Source organism: Shewanella sp. SM32, assembly GCF_025654235.1.
In the GTDB taxonomy this organism is placed as follows: domain Bacteria; phylum Pseudomonadota; class Gammaproteobacteria; order Enterobacterales; family Shewanellaceae; genus Shewanella; species Shewanella oncorhynchi.
Genome location: NZ_JAKKRO010000040.1, coordinates 25,314 through 45,968 on the forward strand (window position 1 = coordinate 25,314; position 20,655 = coordinate 45,968).

At 43.9% G+C, this 20,655-nt stretch carries 14 protein-coding genes, 2 pseudogenes and 1 other annotated feature; of the genes and pseudogenes, 7 read left to right on the forward strand and 9 right to left on the reverse strand.

Annotated elements, in window-relative coordinates; translation table 11 throughout:
• Nucleotides 1–38 precede the first annotated feature (38 nt).
• Nucleotides 39–479: a hypothetical protein gene (locus tag L5M10_RS15705; RefSeq protein WP_263255548.1), complete on the forward strand. Its 441-nt coding sequence runs from the start codon at nt 39–41 to the stop codon at nt 477–479.
• Nucleotides 480–585: 106 nt separating this feature from the next.
• On the opposite strand, the gene L5M10_RS15710 is transcribed toward L5M10_RS15705, so the two are convergent.
• The 6 genes and pseudogenes from L5M10_RS15710 to thrA all read right to left on the reverse strand — a co-directional run bounded on the left by L5M10_RS15710 (nt 586) and on the right by thrA (nt 10,715).
• Nucleotides 586–3,870: a S41 family peptidase gene (locus L5M10_RS15710; RefSeq protein WP_263255549.1), complete on the reverse strand. Its 3,285-nt coding sequence runs from the start codon at nt 3,868–3,870 to the stop codon at nt 586–588.
• A gap of 346 nt (nt 3,871–4,216) precedes the next feature.
• The gene (locus L5M10_RS15715; RefSeq protein WP_263211185.1) at nt 4,217–5,074 is read right to left on the reverse strand and encodes a substrate-binding periplasmic protein; all 858 of its coding nucleotides are present in this window, start codon (nt 5,072–5,074) and stop codon (nt 4,217–4,219) included.
• Between the two features lie 280 nt (nt 5,075–5,354).
• A pseudogene (locus tag L5M10_RS15720) lies at nt 5,355–5,649 on the reverse strand (hypothetical protein).
• Between the two features lie 284 nt (nt 5,650–5,933).
• A complete protein-coding gene (gene thrC, locus L5M10_RS15725) occupies nt 5,934–7,217 on the reverse strand; it encodes a threonine synthase (protein WP_263255551.1) in 1,284 nt (427 codons plus the stop codon).
• Between the two features lie 70 nt (nt 7,218–7,287).
• Complete coding sequence (gene thrB, locus L5M10_RS15730) at nt 7,288–8,250, reverse strand: homoserine kinase (RefSeq protein WP_263255552.1); 963 nt, start codon at nt 8,248–8,250, stop codon at nt 7,288–7,290.
• Complete coding sequence (gene thrA / locus L5M10_RS15735; RefSeq protein WP_263211179.1) at nt 8,247–10,715, reverse strand: bifunctional aspartate kinase/homoserine dehydrogenase I; 2,469 nt, start codon at nt 10,713–10,715, stop codon at nt 8,247–8,249. The genes thrB and thrA overlap by 4 nt, the downstream gene beginning before the upstream one ends.
• A 641-nt stretch (nt 10,716–11,356) precedes the next feature.
• Between thrA and slyD the strand changes: the two genes are divergently transcribed.
• Together slyD and L5M10_RS15745 are read left to right on the forward strand one after the other, a co-directional pair.
• A complete protein-coding gene (slyD, locus tag L5M10_RS15740) occupies nt 11,357–12,013 on the forward strand; it encodes a peptidylprolyl isomerase (protein WP_028760797.1) in 657 nt (218 codons plus the stop codon).
• 237 nt (nt 12,014–12,250) lie between these two features.
• A complete protein-coding gene (locus L5M10_RS15745; RefSeq protein WP_028760798.1) occupies nt 12,251–12,622 on the forward strand; it encodes a hypothetical protein in 372 nt (123 codons plus the stop codon).
• Between the two features lie 64 nt (nt 12,623–12,686).
• Here the strand turns inward: L5M10_RS15745 and trpR are convergent, their stop codons facing one another.
• Nucleotides 12,687–12,962, reverse strand: a complete 276-nt coding sequence (gene trpR / locus L5M10_RS15750; protein WP_028760799.1) for a trp operon repressor — start codon at nt 12,960–12,962, stop codon at nt 12,687–12,689.
• A gap of 190 nt (nt 12,963–13,152) precedes the next feature.
• Here trpR and L5M10_RS15755 point away from each other — a divergent pair, with 190 nt between their 5' ends.
• The gene (locus L5M10_RS15755; protein WP_028760800.1) at nt 13,153–13,602 is read left to right on the forward strand and encodes a c-type cytochrome; all 450 of its coding nucleotides are present in this window, start codon (nt 13,153–13,155) and stop codon (nt 13,600–13,602) included.
• Between the two features lie 73 nt (nt 13,603–13,675).
• Here L5M10_RS15755 and L5M10_RS15760 read toward each other — a convergent pair whose 3' ends face one another.
• On the reverse strand, nt 13,676–14,368 hold the full coding sequence (locus tag L5M10_RS15760; protein ID WP_263211177.1) for a cytochrome b/b6 domain-containing protein: 693 nt from the start codon (nt 14,366–14,368) through the stop codon (nt 13,676–13,678).
• Between the two features lie 299 nt (nt 14,369–14,667).
• Between L5M10_RS15760 and hpf the strand changes: the two genes are divergently transcribed.
• Together hpf and L5M10_RS15770 are read left to right on the forward strand one after the other, a co-directional pair.
• Nucleotides 14,668–15,024, forward strand: a complete 357-nt coding sequence (hpf, locus tag L5M10_RS15765; protein WP_028760802.1) for a ribosome hibernation-promoting factor, HPF/YfiA family — start codon at nt 14,668–14,670, stop codon at nt 15,022–15,024.
• A 1,650-nt stretch (nt 15,025–16,674) separates the two neighbouring features.
• Nucleotides 16,675–16,791, forward strand: a sequence feature (Phe leader region).
• A gap of 41 nt (nt 16,792–16,832) precedes the next feature.
• Nucleotides 16,833–18,827 carry a chorismate mutase gene (locus L5M10_RS15770; protein WP_263255553.1) on the forward strand — a complete coding sequence of 665 codons (1,995 nt, stop codon included), beginning with the start codon at nt 16,833–16,835 and terminating at the stop codon, nt 18,825–18,827.
• 174 nt (nt 18,828–19,001) lie between these two features.
• Here the strand turns inward: L5M10_RS15770 and L5M10_RS15775 are convergent, their stop codons facing one another.
• Nucleotides 19,002–20,372: a cation:proton antiporter gene (locus tag L5M10_RS15775; protein WP_411569344.1), complete on the reverse strand. Its 1,371-nt coding sequence runs from the start codon at nt 20,370–20,372 to the stop codon at nt 19,002–19,004.
• Here L5M10_RS15775 and L5M10_RS15780 point away from each other — a divergent pair.
• Nucleotides 20,290–20,655 (forward strand): annotated as a pseudogene (locus L5M10_RS15780) (transposase); the annotation flags it as partial. The gene L5M10_RS15775 and the pseudogene L5M10_RS15780 sit on opposite strands and share 83 nt — an antisense overlap.

The following is a 20,655-nucleotide window of genomic DNA, read 5'->3' on the forward strand; positions in this document are numbered from 1 at the left end:
GCCAATCTTAGCTTGGTATCATCTGTTGGAGTTAAAAGATGCACATTCAACCACTGCGAAATTCCCCGTCTGTCAGCCCACAAAAAAATGTCTCCACTGCTGAATTTGCACAGGTTAAAAATCCAGTTCAAACCAGCGCACCCGCGTCAACTGATACAGTAACGCTTTCTAGCGATGCAAAAAAATTGGCGGCGAATGCGCAAAAACCAGCAGAAATGCCAGCACTGATGGATAACATAGAAACCTTAGTCGAATTGAAACACGCGAAGATGAAGTATCAAGTGATCGCCGACATGACCAATTTAGCGACAGGAACGAGCCAAGGGATTTCAGCGCCAACGGCCTATTATCTAAGCCATAACGAAGACGCGAGAGCAATGACAGTTAATCACCTTGCCCAACAACAGCAAGTGAACACTATGCAAACCTATGCGGAAACAAGTAAAAATGGGAATAGAAGTATTAATGAATGGGCATAAAAATGGGTGTTGTCTCGGGAACCAAGAGACAACACCCTAACTTTGTACGCGGACATGCTAGCCGAGATACCTTAAATTTCGGTTAAATACTGAATTTAAATATCAATTACTTAGCTTTCATATCCTGTGCCATACCTTTTACAGGCAAAGGTTGCACTTTTAAGGCTGGGATTGGCTGTTTAACCAACTCATCCTTTAAATAACTTATTGCAGTTTCAAGCTGCGCATCTTTTCCATTAAAGGTAGCAAAAGGTAAGTTATCGACTTCAATATCCGGCGTTACGCCATGGCCTTCAAGCACCCAGCGGCCATCCATTGCATACTGTGGATACTCGGCCACCCGCGCCATCCCTTTATCGGTCAACGCATTTCGCCCAGATAACCACACACCCGCACCTGCCGTTTGCTTACCAATTAAGGGCGCAATACCGAGTGCTTTAATCCCTGCGGAGAAGGTTTCGCCGTCGGAATAGGTCAGTTCATCGGTTAACACCACTAAATGACCGCGGAAGGTTTGTTGCATATTGGTGTTTGGCGTGCCGTGGGTCGGTTGCCAAAACGCCCAAGCGCGACGCAATAACTTCTCGATAATCCAACTGTCAATATTGCCACCGCGGTTACGGCGAACATCGATAATCAAACCCTCTTTATTGTAGTTGGCATAAAACTCACGGGCGAAACTTTCAATATCACCACCACCCATGGCATATAAGTGCAAATAACCCATCTTGCCCTGACTTGCATCCTCGACCACAGCCGCGTTATGGCTCACCCAATCTAAGTAACGTAATTGACTGTCCACCACAGCGCTAACGGGCATGACGATAGTTTTATGGGTTTGGCTACCACGCTTAAGCTGTAGTAATACTTGCTTATCCTGTTGATTGCGCAGAAGACGCGTGACGTCGGCCACATTCACCACTGGCGTGCCATTAATAGCCAACAGCATATCGCCTTCTTTAGCATCGACTTCGATACGATTTAACGGTGAAGCATTAGCCGGTAACTCAGGATCGTTACTGTAAATGTGCGCGATTTTAACGCCATCTGCAGTTTGTTGTAGGCGCGCGCCAAGGCTTGCCGCTTTAGCCGCATCGGGATCTTGAGGTAAATCACCACCGCGCACCTGTGAGTGCAAAGAATCTAACTCGCCCATCATTTGCATGAAAATGTCGTTCAGTTCGTTACGATCGGTCAAACGGTCGAGCAAAGGCTGATACTTAGCCTTAGTGGCTTGCCAATCGAGGCCGCGCATTTTTTTGTCGAAGAAAGATTCTCGGTGCATCAACCACGCATCTTCAAACATTTGTTGCCATTCAAGCTGGGGAGAAATCGCTAACTGCCATTGTTCCGTTTGCACTTTAGCGTTCGCCGTGTCACCAAGTTTGTCGCCGCCGTCGACGATCAGTAACGCCTTATCATCGCTGTGTTTGCGTAACATCAGCTTTTTACCATCGGCAGCAACCGCATACTGACCCACATCCTCAGCAAAAACCTCGGCTTTAGGGCTTAATCGGTCAAATTTGATGGTCATTAAATTAGGTGCGACATCGTCGCCAATAGCTTGATCTAACAAATAAAGTCTATCATCGACGACGCGCAGCTTACTGTAATTGCCTGAATCGACAGGCACTTGCCATAAACGCTGGGAGATCCCTGCCCAATCGATTTTCACTGGACTCGGTTTATCCTTAGCATCGGTTTTTTCAACTTGATTCGATTCGAGTTCATTGGGTTTACTAAAGGGGAATTTGGCATTTTTGACCAGTGCGATGGCAAAAATTTGGCTGCGTTTATCAAACACAGGGCCCATGTTTCTATCGCCCCAAGGTGAACTTGGTGTTGCGCTGAATTGGCGGTTTGACAGGAAATATAGCCACTGGCCGTCACTGCTAAAAGTTGGCGAATAGGACTCGTATTTGTCGCTGGTGATCGTCTCGGCCTTATTTTCATCCACAGAATACAGGACGATTTGCGGACGTTGTTTACCGATTTCCGACTTAGTTAATGCAATAAAACGGCTGTCACCGGACCAGCGGATATCGGCGTAAGGCCCAAGTCCCTCGCCATTAGTGATGATTTTTTGATTGGTATTTTTCTTTAAGTCGAGCAGCCAAACGTTACCATCGTTATCGTCATGGGCGATAAATCGACCGTCACTGGACAAATTAAGACTCATTCTTAAAGTATGACCGTCTTTGGTTAACTGTTTAGCGCCACTGCTGCCATCAGCAGGGAATTGCCAAATTTCCTGCTGACCTGCCATGTCGCTAATCGCATAAACCGACTTGCCATCTTGGCTCAACACAGCTTCCCTAACGCGATAAGTCCCCGGCAGTGCAACTTGAACTAAACGCGAGCCATCAATACCCGCGATCGCCACGTGGCTGCGGGCGGTGATCACTACTTTATCGCCAGCGGGGGCCAAATTAGTTGAAGAAGCGTAATCCATAGGATCTTTTACCCAATGCTCGCGGCGCTCGGCAAAATCGGAAATGAGTTCAATATTGAGTAACGAGTCTTTAGCGGCCGCAATATCAAACACATGGATATCCGCACCCAACTGGAATACCACTTTGCCTTGGTCCATCCGCGCACCGCGGACCTGCCAATCTTTAAATTGAGTTAACTGTTTTGCACCTGAACCATCGAGTGCACTCGACCAGAGGTTGTCGTTGCCATCGCTGTCGCTAATAAAATAGAGTCTGTCCTGCCATAGCATAGGTTGGCGCACTGAGCCGTCGTGTTGGCCGCTGAGCAACTGTGCTTCGGTTTTGCTGCCGAGTTTAAAGCGCCATAATTCACCTTTTGCGCCGCCACGGTACACTTTGGCATTATCGCCAGTCACTTGCAGACCAAAGCGGGTGAAGTACACGTATTCGTTGCGATCATCAATCACACCTTCAACTGCATCGGCTAAGGGTAAATCTGTGGTGGTGAGGGTTTGAGGATCGACGCTGCGCAGCATCCAATTATTAGCAGGACCAAAGCCCGTGTCGGTAGAATATAAAATCTCGCCTTTGGCAGTCCAGCCCTGAACTCGTACACGGCTATTCTCAAAAGTCACCCGTTTAGCAACACCGCCCGTAATGGGGATCACATACACTTCGCTCGCGCCTTCATAGTTGGCAACATAAGCAACCCACTTACCGTCGGCCGAAATAGTCGCCCCTAGCTCTTCCGCAGGTAAACTCGTTAAGCGAGTAGCCGCTTTTTGACCTAAGGTCTGAGTCCATAAATCCCCTTCTGCAGTAAAGACTAAGGTTTGATCGTGCAACGCGGGCGCACGGTAATACCCTTGATTGCTCACCGCATCGGCAGCGATGGTTTGGAACGCTCTTAATGTGCCAAGGGCAAGCATACAGCAGGCGACAGAATGGCGAAGTTTCATGTATGACCTCTATCCTATTGTTATTTTTAGCAATAGACTCTTTACTACGAGATTTTGCTAGCAGATTTAGCGAAGAAATTCTTGCCATGGGCTTTTATAAAAAACCACAATCAAGTCCAAAGCATGACAATTGAGCCCAACAAGCTAGCAGAATTTGATAGAGAGTTCAGTAACTTCAAGTCAGAGAAGTTTTAGCAAATGTGTCACATCTTAAATCGCGGAGGAACAACTGAATAAAAGACAAGATTCTTTAAAGGAAAACATCAAAGATCATAACGTTACCGTATTACACTCGGATAAAAACATACCAGAGTCGGACATGAGTGGCTAACGTGAAGGGCTAATGTTAAGGGCTGACATACAGCGTCTTTAGCGGACTGTTTAGACGGCTCATATTAGACTGTTTCGCCAGTGTCATTTGTTGCCATTTATTGATCACTCGTGCAATTTCACCGTTATCCATCAATGCCTTAATCGCATGATTAAACTGCTCTAACTGGCTTTTCTCGATACTCGCTTTACTGAACATTAAATGAATATGGTTTTGATCTAACACTAACTTAAGTGGTACTAGCTTGATGCGTTGATGCTGGCTGGCGATATAGGGCATAGCTAAGGTATCTCCGACGATCATATCTCCCCTACCGTAGATAAGCATTTGCACAGACTTATCTGAGTCGGGACTTAATACTAACAAGTGCTCCTGCTCTAATCGATATTGAGATTCTTGATAATCTGCACCATACCAACCGCTAGAAGGGACAAGTAGACGCAATTTTTTGGTAAAAATGTCCTCCCATTTATCGATATTAATCTGATCTTTTTGCTCATCGAGTACAAATAAGCGCAACTCTTCATCTCGGTAATAGGTTGAAAAAAGAGCATAGTTTTGACGTTCATCCGTCATAGTCGCTCCCATCAACACATCTAACTGTCCTGCTCGCAACATCTGATGCGAGCGCTTAGCGGGCACATTAATAAAATGAACTTCACAACCAAGGTACACTGCAAATGCCCGCATCAGATCCACATCTAAGCCTTGTGCTTCTCCTTGAGGATCTTGCCAAGCATAGGGAGGCCAATCGTTGTAACCGACTTTAATCGTGTTCTTACAAGGTAAAGGGCTATTGACCTGCGACGCACTTACAGCGGGCAAGACTAAAAAAAACATAAATAAGACAGGAACGTATTTAAACCATGGCATAGGCTAAGTTACTTGCCTCTTAAGTTGATGATCCTCTCTTGATTAAGATGAAGTATAACGATTCAGTGTCAGACTTCCGCGAGGGGGTTCTACCTCAGTAAGCGTAGTTGTCACTTAGATAGCGCGCCATAAACACCGGCGAGATCACAGTAATTAGCCTAAAAAAGGACGGGGGATAATAACAAAAAAGCACAACAGCCAAGAGTGAGATCTAAACGACTCACTATGCTGCGATAAAGGCTAAGCCTGAACGCAGGAAATAAAATAAAGTTTTATAAATTTAAATCAGACACTTATAAATAATAGCAACAACTTTAGTGGGATCCCCCATATCGACTTGTAACCAAACTATGTGTGTTCCCCCCCAATTCCTCACCCTGAGCCGTGGCGGACTCTTTAGCTTCATCAAGCCGGTTTTCATGGCGGCTCACCCCAGTGACTAAAGCAAAACTATCGCAGTGGGTGACTTCAAAATCGTAGGCCACGTTAATGCGACGATATAGTTCATGCTGCTTGGTCGCACATCCAGATATTAAAACGCAAAAACATGTACTTAACAGAAAAAATTTAGACAAATCAATTAACCCACAGATTAAACACGCGGGTGAACATAACTAATTGCAATAGATAAAATTGTGAACAATGTCACATATAAGAAACCAAGGATAATACAGAAAGTTACAAATATTAATTAAATATCATGTAGTTAACTAAGGGTTGTTTTATGTTCACTGGTAACACAAGCTCATCAATTCCTCACCATAAAACTCACACTTGTAAAAAAAGGGAGCCAAGCTCCCTTCCTGCTTTTACGCCATGTTATTCCACTGCTAGGCAGACATCAGTAGGGCTAAAGCCCTTAAGCTAATATTTTGAATAAATGCACTTTTAATGCAGCAAAATCTGCCGCTAATTCCGCAGATAAGATGGGCTTACTCGCAACAGCTTCAAGCTCAGGCGGCAAGGGTAAGTTAAGCGTTAACTCTCTATCCACAACATCCTTAAATTTAGCGGGATGCGCCGTCCCCAAAAATATACCCACTTCATCGGGCACTAAGGTTAAAGATAAGGCCTTAGCCGCAATCGCCGCGTGGGGCTCAGACACATAACCCTGTGCATGCAACTCAGCTAATGCCTGTGACGTTTGATCCTCCGATAAGCGAATACCCACTAAGCTACTCAGTGGCCAGCCTAATTTCTCACAAATGGCTTCCACACGCGGCCAGTTACTGGGTTCACTCACATCCATGGCATTGGACATTGTCGCTTGAGTCGGATTGGGCTGCCATTGGCCATTGTCTAAATAACGCGGCACAGTATCGTTGGCATTGGTCGCGGCAATAAAGCGTTTAACCGGTAATCCCATTGCTTTAGCGAATAAACCTGCGGTGAGGTTGCCAAAGTTACCACTTGGCACTGAAATCACAGGATCGGCTTCATGGCGTTGTTTAGATTGGGCAACTGCTTCAAAGTAATAGCAAATTTGCGCGAGTAAGCGGCTGATGTTGATAGAATTTGCCGAGTTTAAGCTCAACCCATCGCGGACTTCGGGATCATCAAAGGCGCGCTTAACGAGATCTTGGCAGGCATCGAAATCGGACGAGACGGCGACTGTATGGATATTCTTGCCCAACGTAGTGAACATCTTTTCCTGTAGTTCACTGATCTTACCCTTAGGATAGAGCACCACCACATTGACTTTCTCAAGCCCATAGAAGGCATCGGCAACCGCTGCGCCAGTGTCGCCCGAGGTCGCAGTCAAAATGGTTAAGCGCGTGTCGCCCACAAAAGCATTAACGCATTGCGCCATAAAACGCGCCCCAAAATCTTTAAACGCCAGTGTTGGACCGTGGAATAATTCGAGGCAAGCGCGCTGCTCATCGACGGCAACCAAAGGTAAATCAAAGTTAAAGGCACGCTCAACTAATTTATCGACCGCATCTTGACCTAACTCAGAGGCAAGCCATGCGCCGAGTACTTTTTTACTGCGCTCAACGAATGGCAACGCCAGCAGCCCTTCAATATCGTCTAATACGGGTATTTGACTAGGAAAGAACAAACCTCTGTCTTTACCTAACCCCAGCTGTACCGCCTCTTTAAAGCTCACTTTCTGCGAAGGGTGTTTTAAATTATATAGTTCCATGCTCACTCAACCTTTTGATGCTAAAACTTAAATGCTAATTTTGGGTACTTAGTCTTAGCTAAATTAACTATTAATCGACTCTACGCGTACCTTGCTCATCGAGGCGACACACGTGGGCAAAGCCACCCACCTCGGTGAGATAATGCTGTTCTAACCAGGCTTTAGCGGTATTTGCCGTGGCTAAATCATCGGTAATCGAAAACAGCGTTGGGCCGCTGCCAGAAATCCCCGTAGTCAACATGCCTAAATCGGCTAAAGCGGCTCTGGCCTTGTCGTAACCCGGAATCGCGGCGGCGCGATAGGGCTCGGCTAACACATCCTTTAATACGCTGATCGCAAGCTTGGCATTCTGCTGGTAAGACGCATGAACAAAGGCGCTTAAATAACGGCCAAAATCGATAGTGACACTTTTATCATACTGATCTGGCATGAGTTTGCGCATCATTGCCGTTGAAAGTGAAATCCCTGGATAGGCCACAACCCAATACCATTCTTTAAAGCTGGGTATAGCTTCACAGACATTGCCCGGCACATTGAGCATCAATTGCATGCCGCCCAAATAACAGGGGGCAACGTTGTCATAGTGCACACTACCGCTGATCTTCCCTTCAAACTCGCCCATCAGTTCCAGCAGTGATTGCTCGTTATAGGGTCTATCAAAATGTTCATTCAGGGCATATAACGCCGCCACGACTGAGCTGGCACTCGAACCTAAACCACTGCCGACGGGCAGGTTCTTTTCCAGTGTGAGTGCCACGCCTTTATCTGCTTTACCCAGCGCAGTTAAAAACTCCTTACTCATGGCTGTTAAGAAGAATTCGGCACATTGGTACACAATATTGTCTTGCGGATTATCAGGTAGTTTATGGGCCCAAGCGCCGGTCTGTATCAGACTCACACCCGACGCTGCCGCGGCGATAGTCACTCTATCGCCCAGTAAACTGCCATCAATCGGCGCTAATGCAGCGCCCAGTAAATCAAATCCGACTCCTACGTTACCCATAGAGGCTGGAGCGTAAACGGTCAAACTCATACACTCACCTCACGAGTCCAATTCAAGGTTCTTAATACATCGGCAAAGGCACCAGCAGCGGTCACTTCAGTCCCTGCGCCATAGCCGCGTAGCACAAAGGGAATGGGCTGATAATAGCGGCTATAGAACGCCAAGGCATTTTCACCACCTTTAACGCTATAAAGCGGATCCTGTGCATCCACTTCGGCGATACGCACACGGCACACACCATCCTCAATTTGCCCCACATAACGCAGCACTTTACCTTGGGCTTTGGCCTGCGCCACTTTTGCGGCAATTGCAGCATCAACTTGCGGTAATCGTGCCATAAAGCTTTCAACATCACCTGAATCATCAAACTCGGCTGGCAATACAGATTCAACCTGCACGTCACTGAGCTCTAACTTTAGTCCCACTTCACGGGCAAGAATGAGCACTTTACGCGCCACATCCATACCACTCAAATCATCACGGGGATCGGGCTCAGTAAAACATTTTTCCCGCGCCAGACCAGTCGCCTCGGAAAGCGTCATACCTTCATCGAGCATACCGAAGATAAAGGATAAAGAGCCCGATAAAATACCGTTAAACTTATGCAGTTTATCACCCGCAAATAACAGTTTTTTCAGGTTATCGATCACAGGTAAACCCGCACCAACTGTGGTTTCGTATAAGAATTGGCGACGCTGTTTTAATGCCGTTTGGCGCAGTGCTTGATAATAAGCATAATCGCGAGTGTTCGACTTTTTGTTCGGCGTGACAACATGCAAACCTGAGTTCATCACATCCAAATACAGATCCGATACTTGCTCGCTCGAGGTGCAATCCACCAGCACTGGATTAAGCAATTGTTGCTCTTTTGCCCATGCGAGTAATGCTGGGATATCACAAGCTTGCTGACTATCGGAAAGCAAACTAGACCAGTTGCTTAAATCGATGCCCGCACTGTCGAGTAACATCTTGTTCGAATTCACTATACCGCAAACACGGATACTGATGTGCTGCTCTTTAAGCATGGCGGACTGTTGTTTTATCTGCTCAAGCAGGCCTGCCCCCACATTGCCGCAACCCACTAAAAACACATCTAAATACTGCTGCACATCGAAAAAGCCTTGATGACAAGCCGCCACCGCATGCTTAGTCTTACGCTGCTCGATCACAGTCGAAATCGAGCGCTCGGACGAACCTTGGGCGATGGCGATAATGTTCACGCTCGCCTGCGCTAACGCTTGGAAGAAACGCGCTGCCACGCCTTTGTGGGTGCGCATGCCATCACCAATCAAAGAAACGATAGCGAGCTCATGACGCATAGCAATAGGTTCAAGCAAGTCACTTTTTATTTCTAATTCAAACTCTTGCTCTAAGGCCCATTTCACTTTGGCCGAGTCAGACGTCGCCACACAGAAGCTAATACTGTATTCAGAGGAGCTTTGGGTGATTAAGGACACAGACACGCCGCTGCGGGAAATCGCCGCAAGGGTACGGCTCGCCATGCCAACCATGCCTTTCATGCCTGGGCCTGATATATCGAACATGGTCTGGTTATCTAAATTGGAGATAGCTTTAACCTGCAAGCCGGTTTCATCGGCTTGGTTTGATACCAGAGTGCCGGGCGCATCGGGGTTAAAACTGTTTTTGATATAACAGGGAATATGGAACTGGGCGATAGGCGCAATCGTCTTAGGATGCAGCACCTTAGCGCCAAAATAGGAGAGTTCCATCGCCTCTTGATAGCTGAGTTGTGATAACAGCTTAGCATCGGCAACCACACGGGGATCGGTATTATAAACACCGTCAACATCGGTCCAGATTTCACAACTTGACGCATCTAAACAGGCGGCGAGCACGGCAGCAGAATAGTCAGAACCATTACGGCCTAACGTCACCACTTTGCCCTGTTCATCGGCGGCGGTGAATCCCGGCATTACCCATACGCGCTTTTCACCTAATGCCAACGCACGAAACCTTGGCTTACTCACAGCGATATCGACCACGGATTCTAACGGCCGACCACGACCCAGAAACAAGGCGCGCGGATCGAGTTGAGCAGACGTGATCCCCTTAGATAGCATCACTTGTTCCATCAAGGCTGCAGATAAACGCTCACCTGCCACCACGATTTCAGCACGTATGCCATCGGGACACTCTTGCAGTAAGCTAATGCCACGTAATCTATCCTGCCAAATCACCAGCTGCGCATTAAGTCCAGAAAAGAGCTGTTCACTCTGCTCACTCGACAACATTGAAGTAACAGCATCTTGGTATAGCGAGGTAAATACCCGCTCAACATGCTGCAGCACAGACGAATAATCTTCACCTTTAACGGCTACATCAACCATTTCTAGTAACGCATTTGTCACAGTCGCCGGGGCCGATAGCACAGTGGCTATGGGTTCAAGCTTAGATGACTTAGCAACGATATCCGCCGCCATCGAGAATCGCTGCCAATTTGCAAGCGAGGTACCACCAAATTTCATTACTTTCATCTTGTTCTCCTGTACCGCGCCCGACTTAGAAATAAGAGCTAGAAACAAAAAAGCCCGCTTCTTTGTGGGAAGCGGGCTCATCGTTAAAATTCTTTAGGGTGTATCAGCCCGCCCCCACTGTTGTTGTAGTGGTGGTTGTAATAATGGTAGTTACTACGAAACCTAGGCTATGCATGTGTTTGGGCTAATCCATGTTAATTTCTTGATAAACAGAATTGCTTTTTTTACCCGCGCTTGTCAACCCCTAAAATGGATTATTTATAGGCAAATATTAACGCTCGATAAAATACTGCATCAAGATTCGTTAATATGAAGTTTTCTAGGGGTAAAAATGCGATTTACGCAATAGATAACTGTTAACGTCAACGTAATGCGGCACGAAAACCATTAGATAATCACTTGTTTTTAATATAATTATTTATAATACACTTTCAAATAATGCGTTATTTGTTCTAACTCATCACTCAGGCTAAATTGACAGGCTAACGAGCAAAAATCACATTACTCATCCTTTCTACCGTAAAGCACCGACAAATTTGCCTAAAAAAAACCTGTGCGATATCTAACATAAGCCACTTCAAATTATCGCCAGCACTAAAAAAGCACGTTATTATGCGCGCACATTACGAATTGGAGGCGATATGAAGATCACTCAACACAGCGCGGTAACCATTCATTACCGTTTATCAGATCAAGAAGGCAGACTATTAGAAGACTCTTTCGACTCTGAACCTATGCTATATCTACACGGCACTGAAAACCTGATCCCAGGTTTAGAAGCCGCATTAGATGGTAAAAGCAAAGGCGAAAAACTCGATGTCACTATTAGCGCCGAAGAAGCCTATGGGCCTTATCACGATGGCCTACGTCAAGCCGTGCCATTAGAAGCCTTTGGTGATATCGAAGATATCGTCCCAGGTATGCGCTTCATCGCTGAAACTGAAATGGGTCAACGCCCTGTTCAAGTCATGGAAGTGAAAGACGATGTGGTTATCGTCGATGGCAACCATCCTTTAGCGGGCCAATCGCTCAATTTCAGCGTCGAAATCGTTGACGTTCGTGAAGCCTCTGCCGAAGAAATCGCTCATGGCCACATTCATGCCCAAGGCGGTTGTGGAAGCCATGGACATGATCACGACCACGGCGGTGGATGCTGTGGCGGTTCAGGTAAACAAGAAGCGGGCGGATGTTGTGGTGGTTCAGACCACGATCATGGACACCACCATGAAGAACACGAAGCCTGCGACACACCTAAAACAGGCTGTGACGGCAATGGCGGCTGTGGTTGCCGCGGCTAAACAAAGCCTGATACCAGAAGTTAAACGAGAAGTTGTTTATCCGTAAGTGATTAAACTGCCATGGTTTAACCTTTTAAAATGCACGCCCTTAATTTAAGGTCGTGCATTTTTTATACACAAGCGTTTATAATATTCGTAATAGATAAATAACTGACTGGTAAATTGAAGTATTCAAATTTTATATGAATATTTTCAATTAGATATTGATATCAACCTAAGTTAAGCGACGGAGTGCTTATGTTAACCAAACCACTTTACGAAATTTTGCCTTTTGGCTACATGGCGCTCGGTAGTTCGAGTTTTATTGCACTCGACATCAACTATGCCTTGATAGCGGCAACTGTGGTATTTGTATTAGGTGCGAGGATCTACGTTATGCGTTCTCAAAACCGTCGAACAGACTCGGCCAAACGACGTAAATCGGGTTATCTTCCCGAGATAATTTATAACTTTCTACCTTTTATCTATCTCTTAGCGGCGCTGGCAATCTTTAAATTCCTTCCCAAGGATCTTTACCCAATTTTGGCTATCTGTTTACTCAGCTACGGCTTATACATTCTGGTTCGTCGTTCCCTCTATCGTCGTCATAAGCTTCCCATCACGCCTTAAGACTTAGTTCTATTCACCACAATAGGAGCAGATGATATTCATAAGAGTTGTATCCAGGTGAACACTAACCAATTAGTTTTTGAACTTTCGCCCTATGCTCAGAAGACATATTCTTCAAATAATTAGAACAACGTGTAATCGTTGCAATACTGACTTCATATTCCGCAGCGATATGCCTTTGACTCATTTCCCCGTCTAGCAGCAATTGAAAGACCTTCAAACGTCCGGCAACGGCACTACGTTCTTCTTCGGTTAACAGTAAATGAAACAACACAGAAAGATCTTCATAATTGCTGTGGCTCAAAATTTTTTCTAATACTAGATCCCAGTTAGCTCGCATAATCACCCTCATAAGTACTGTTCAAGCATTACATTAGCAGTCTAACAGATTTCGCCTACTTACAAATAAATTGTTACGTTTAGCAGTCTGATCCAGACAAAAACTGACAAAATTGCTTCTAGTACATCAAGTTAATTTGTGTACAATAGGCGTGCAATGTCACACTTCGACGCTAATTTGTGAGAATACGATGAAAAAATTACTACTTACTCTCGTTGCCAGTACCTTATTGGCTTCAACTGCACAAGCACACAATTTCGAAGACTCTAAAGATGCAATTGAATACCGCCAATCTGCATTTGGTCTTATTGCTTATAACTTCGGCGATATGGCTGCCATGATGAAAGGTAAAAAACCTTTCGAAGCAGAAACCTTCGCAATGCGCGCAACGAATGTTGCTGCATTATCCAAAATTCCTTTCGAAGGTTTTATTGATGGCTCAGACAAAGGTGATACCGAAGCCCTAGCCAAAGTTTGGCAAGACAGAGCTGATTTTGATGCAAAAATGAAAACCTTCCAAGAGAATGCTGCCATTCTGGCTACTGTAGCTCAAAAAGGTAATCAAGCTGAAATCAAACAAGCCTTTATGGACACTGGAAAAAGCTGTAAAAGTTGTCACGACATTTATAAGAAAGATTAATTTGACGTTGTTTTTCCCATCAAAAAGCCTGCTAAATAGCAGGCTTTTTGATGTTCCCAAACTGAGTATAAATCTACAGAACTTGCACTATTGGCCACATTAAATAGCCAAAGACCACAGCAGCGCATACTGTGAACAGCACTAAAGCAAGCCACTCAGACTTGAATCGAAGCTCGCTCTTCGCACTTGATGAAAAAGCAACCTTCGAGACTTTCTTGTAACCACTGATCATAGCACCAACTAACTTATCCCCTTTCATGGCATGAATAATCACAGCCAGTATATGAATGGCACTCAGTAAAAGAATAAAGTTAAAGTTCGTTTTGTGTAACCAAGTCAAAAATCCACTGGTATCTGAACTGACATAGCTATATAGCGGACCTTCGGTAAAAATATCATCTGTCGCAAAAAGGCCTGTAACTAATTGAAGGCTAATGATCCCAATCAACGCGATGACCATATAGCCACCGATAGGATTGTGTCCAAGTACCACAGACATCCCTTTAGTTCGAATCGATCTCAAGTAGTCGAGTACAACTTTGGGGTGATGAACAAAGTGGCTAAATCTTGCCGTATCGCTACCAATGAGCCCCCAGAGGATCCTAAATCCAATAAGGATCAGCAAACTATAAGCAAAAATTTGATGCCACTGCATTTCGCCCGCATCGGCACTCCACCATAAAAGAGCCAACAGACACACCATGCCCCAATGGAAAATTCGCGTGGGTAAATCCCAGACCTTAATTTTAACGTGTTCAGTATTCATAAAATGGGCAAACTCAAAGTGACCGAATGGAATAAGTAGAGGTATTTTATCGGGATTCGGGATGAAACTTAAAGTAAATATAAGTAAATAAGGGCAAAGACTGCGGAGTTATCCTATCGAATATGACCCCATTTAGCTGGCAATACAAGGCTTTTGGGCCAAGAATTATTGATATTTGTCTAAGTGATCAAATATCCAACGAACAGTATCTAATGGGCACAAAAACGTGATCTACATCTCGTTTTATAGTGCGAACCTTGGTAATCTGAAATCCAAGGAAACAACAGAAGGTTCGAAATATGCTAAAGATTACTAGCAAGCAACTTGAAGTCACATCTCCTATTCGCGAACGCATTGAAAGCCGTTTTGAAAAACTTTCAAGGCATGATGTGCAAATGATAAATCCCCATGTAATCATTACGGAGGAGAAACCTGGTTTCAAAATTGAAGCATCGGTTGGCATCCCAAATGGAGAACTCTTCGCTCAAGCAAAACATGAAAATTTATATACTGCGATTAACGCTATGGGCCAAAAATTAGAGAAGCAGCTCAATCGCATAACACACAAACCTGAAGCTCAACGCTCCACATCACTAACACCGACTAATAATGTTATTGAAATTGACGACGAGTACGAGGAGGAAGATGCGGCATAATTTAAATCTGGTGAGTGCGAGAAACGCATCACTTTGAGAGCAATAAAGTAGAAATATTTAATCAGATCACAGTTTTTACAAAAGCTTAGTGCAATCATTTTAATGATGAAAAAAACAGTTCTTTTGACTAAATACCTACTACACTTTACAAAGTGACAGCAAGAATCGAAGTGGTGCGGATTTAAATCGTTTCAAATGTTGATTTACTTTAAATTTTGATTTACAAATATTGATTAACAGATCTTAAGTTCTAAGTAACGTTACTGGATATAACTAAGGAGCACTACTAATCTAAGCTATATAGTTTTAAGTACTAAGGTTTACTGTTAATGATTAATTTTACTTATAATTTCTACGTTTAAAAGTTCAATTTTTATTTTCAACTAGGTTCCACTTTCAATAGCAAGTTTGGAAAGGAGGCAACACAAGAGCGAACAATTTGATTTTAGAAACAATCAAGTATGTTGGCATTCACTAAAAGCAGTACTCAATTTTGACCCAATATCAGGATGACCACCAGAAACAGGCGGCATTGCTGAATACCAGAGTTAACATAAGGAGCCGAGTACAGTACAACGAGTACATTAGCAAAATCTTTAACTATCAAATTGTTTATATTCACAATGGAGGCTCAGGTAAACATAAACAAAAATCACATTTACAAAAGCTACATGAATAAAAGCGTTTATTGTAAAATGGGCCGGCACCAATGACTGCTAAACACTGAGATAAATGAGGTAACAACTGTCACGTTTAGTTAGATGTAGAGATGTAGATTAGTTATATGAAGAGAGTCATATTTACACTGATATATTAGTTAGCGTTTTTAGCGTGTGATTTAATGTAAGTGTTTAATGTAAGTACAATACGTTGGTTTAATTAAAAGTCATTAGTTTACTTAGTGTTATCTTTATAGTAAAAACTGTAAAATGTATAAATGTTTATTTATGTAATGTGTTAACATTTACCATTAGTTGAGTTTTGATATTTATAGACACCTTAAATAATGTTTACTTATCAACTAAAAAGGAGGAAATCTAGACTTGACGAAAATTGTAATAACAGTAAATGAGAGCTTTTTATACGCTCCATGTATTAACATGTTAGGTTTTAAAGTAAAAAGTAATAATGGTAATAATGGTAATAATGGTAATAATGTAAGTAGCAAGACCTAAACGCGTGACAAGGCTAAGCTGTTCTTACAGCAAAATGTACCTAGTACAACTAATGAGCCGTAAATCGTTTATTTTTAAATGTTCGTTTTGTTAGTGTTAGTTTTTAATGTTATAGCTCCATGCAAGTGTTAATTGTTAAAATATAAGTGCAAGACATGTCAACGTAAGTTCGCTGGTACTGCAAACTGCATAGTTTCAAGGTTATACGCTATGCCGCATAAAGTACTTGTTAATGTTCATTGTAAATGCAAGTCGTTATCTAGTGAGTTGTCAACGTTTTACTGTTACACGTAAATGTAAGATAAACGAATGTGTTAACTTGTCCCACACTGACCATAAGGAGGATAAACTCGCTTGACCATATATACATACTTGAACCAAACCAGCGCACCCTCGGGTGCGCTTTTTTTAGATTACCTTTAAGAAAGTTTTGATTGACAGCTAAGCCCTAGCCCTTTAGTTTTAAAGCCATGAAAATGATAACAGCAGCTTTTTTTACTTTCTTTTTTACACCCCCACTCTAGGAGGCGGATTTACTGTGTAAAAACGAAAGTAAAAATCCAAAGCCTCCCAACTGGGAGGCTTTTTTGTCTTAAACGATTGATAAAATACATGGCGGCAATTGAGGTCAGAATGCATACACCACAGCCTTTAAATCAAACCCGAGAGCAGATCACCCATCTGGATAATGAACTGCTGGCATTACTCGCTGAGCGCCGTCGCTTAAGTTTAGAAGTAGCCCGTAGCAAAGAAGTAGATGTCAGACCCATCAGAGATACTCAAAGGGAAAAAGAACTGCTCGCTCGCCTCGTGAAAGAAGGCAGAGAGAAAGGATTAGATGCCCACTATGTTATGTCCCTTTACCAGAGCATCATTGAAGATTCAGTATTGAATCAACAAGCTTACCTTCACGGCCGCGCCAATCCAGAGACACAAAAACAACAGTATTGTATCGCTTACCTCGGTGCTAGAGGTTCATACTCTTATCTCGCAGCTACACGCTATTGCCAACGTCGCCAAGTTGAAATGCTGGACTTAGGTTGCCAAAGTTTCGATGAAATAGTGCAAGCCGTTGAGTCTGGACATGCTGATTATGGTTTCCTGCCGATTGAGAACACATCTTCAGGTTCAATCAACGAAGTCTACGACGTGCTACAGCACACCAGTCTGTCGATTGTTGGCGAAACGACGATTGAAGTCAGCCATTGCCTACTAGGAAAAGCTGGCAGTAAATTAGCTGATATCAAAACTGTCTATGCCCACCCTCAGCCTATTAGCCAATGCAGCAGATATTTAACTCAACACAAAGACTTGAGACTGGAATACTGCTCAAGCAGCGCAGAAGCAATGGAAAAGGTAAACCAAAGTCCAGATAACAGTGCCGCAGCGATTGGCAGCGCCGAAGGTGGTGCACTCTATCAACTTGAGTCCATAGAAGCAGGTTTAGCGAATCAGAAGATCAACCAAAGTCGCTTTATCGTTGTTGCACGCAAAGCCGTTGCCGTACCAGAGCAGTTACCCGCTAAGACTACATTGATCATGGCAACAGGCCAAAAAGCCGGTGCTTTAGTGGAAGCCTTACTGGTTCTAAAAGCGCATCAGTTAAACATGAGTAAATTAGAGTCACGCCCGATTCCAGGAACACCTTGGGAAGAAATGTTCTATTTAGATATCGACGCGAATATCTCCAGTGAATCTATGCAGGCAGGTTTAAAGCAACTAGAGCGGATCACCCGTTTTATCAAAGTATTAGGCTGTTATCCTTGTGAAACAGTCAAGCCCACACAGCTGAGCAACAGCCAGCTACTGATTGAGCCCAGCACCTCTAAGGATCAAGTCATCAGCGAAAATGGTGCTAATGCCAGTCCAGTTCGATATAGCAAAGCCTATAAAGAGCAAGCCAGTGAAATCAACTGCGGCGCAATGACAATCGGTGCAGGGCATGTCGGTGCCATAGCGCAAATCACGCTGAATAATGACATTTCACACTTAGCGTTATCGGCTTTCGAGCAGCAAGTGAAACAGCTTAAAGAAGCGGGATTCCAAGCCGTTTTGCTCAGCGCTGTTAATCAACTGACTATGGCAGAAGTTACTCTCGCTAAACTACGCCAAATCCTGCATCAATATGGTCTAGTATGCATTATTGCCATAGCGCAAGAAGCTGATATGCCATTAGCAGTCCAGCACGCCGATATGTTATTCCTCGCAGGCAAGCAGATGTTTAACCAAACTTTACTGACTCAAGTAGGAACCCTACCGATACCTTTAATACTTGAGCGTAACGATATGGCAAGTTTTGAAGAATTACTCACGGCAACAGAAGTCATTTTAAGCCAAGGCAATCAGCAACTGGTTCTGTGTGACTCAGGCATTAGAACCTTAAATAACGCCAATCTACCTTCACTCGATTTAGCGAGTCTGATCCAGATTAAAGCCACGAGCCATTTGCCGATTTTGATCAACCCAAGTTATGCCGTATCAGATGATGCACTATTGGTTCAAACACAAGGTATTAAACAGCTTAAAGTGGATGGATTGATACTCAATTGTCCACTAGCTAGCAGTGATGACCATGAGTCGCTTAACTTAATAAGCGCTGTGGTACGGGAATTATATCGGGCGAACTAAAGCTTTGATCTTGATTGATTTAATTTAAAGTGAAATGTGGTTAGTTCGAAGTGTGTTAAGGGAAAAATAAGACATCTTTTATCCCTAATTGACTCAGACAAGCCTGCTAGCCAGTGTGATGACTAGCAGGCTTAATATTGTTTAGTATTGCAGCGCAGTGAGCCTTTATGCATTTTAAGAAGAGCCAACAGCACTCGATGGTTCAGTAACGGCATTACTCCTACGGATAAGCCCTGTCATAGTTGAACCCTGCACTAGAATCGAAAATACGACGACGGCATATGTCATCACTAACAACAACTCCCGCAGCTCTACACCACCAATAGCATCTATGACGATACCCTCAGGCAAACTCATCGCCATAGCGAGGGCTAATCCTCCCCTTAAACCACCCCAAATCAAAATCGTCTCTGCATAGGGGTTGTATGACTTAAACAATCGAAAGCCCAAATAAGGTAATAACACACTCATTGCACGCGCCAACAAGACTATTGGTATAGCCACAAACATAAACCACCATAATGGTGCTTTGAAAGTGACTAACAAAAGCAATAAACCAAGCAATAGGAAGAGTAAGGCATTAAAGAAGGATTCAATCAGCGACCAAAAAGTAAATAGTTTCACTCGCTCGTTACGAGCAAAAAACTTAGGCACGCTGAAATTTCCTATGATCATCCCCGCACTCACCATAGCTAAAGGACCTGAAACACCAAGCACATCCGCCATGACATATCCCGCGGTTGGGATCAGCAGGGTAACCAGCATTAATTGCGTTTCTTCCTCGCAGTAGCGGAAAAAATGATGCAGCAGAAAACCAAGCACGCCACCGTAAATAACCCCACCTACCGCCTCACGAATAAATAACTCAGAGATATGGATAAACGTCAGTGGCTCGGTGGAGAAAGCCAATTGCGATATTGCCACAAAAATCACTAACCCTATGCCATCGTTAAATAAAGATTCACCTTCTACTTGAATCGCAATATCTTCCGGCGCACCCATTTTCTTTAAAATAGCCAAAACAGCGATAGGATCGGTGGGCGAAATCAAGGCGCCGAACAGTAAGCAGTGGCTGAATTGTAGCGGGAGACCCAGCATAGGCGCGAACCAAAATAACAGCCCACCTATAATAAATGTCGACAATAAGGTGCTTATAAAAGCAAGGATTAGGATCTCCCACTTTTGATGCCTCAGTATTTTTAAGCGGATTTGTAATGCGCCGGCAAAGAGTAAAAAACCGAGCATGCCATTGAGCAGTAAAGCTTGAAAATCGAGTTTCTCTAAGCCAGAGACAAAATACACATAAACGTCCCCACCTAAGGCCTTTCCCCCAAAGAGCAACAACAAACTCATTCCTAGGGCAATAGCAGTAATGGCCACAGTTTCCTTGTAGTGGCACACTAATTTTGGCCACCTAAATAGAGGTGATATTATTACCTCGTAGATGACTTTAGGTGAACACATGAGATCGACAACCAGAAAAACATTTAGTGCTGAATTCAAACTTGAAGCAGCCCAATTAGTCCTCGATAAAAACCATAGCATCATCGAAGCTGCAAAGGCGATGAACGTWGGTAAGTCCACTATGGATAAATGGGTGAGACAGTTAAAACTAGAACGCCAGGGTGGCACACCAAAAGCATCTCCGATTACCCCTGAACAAATTGAAATCCGTGAGCTGAAGAAGCAAATAGCTCGTCTTGAGGAGCACAATCTTATCCTAAAAAAGGCTACCGCTCTCTTGATGTCAGACTCGATGAACAATTTACGCTAATCAGCGCACTCAAGCAGAGCCACTCTATTCTCACAATTTGTAATGCATTCAAAG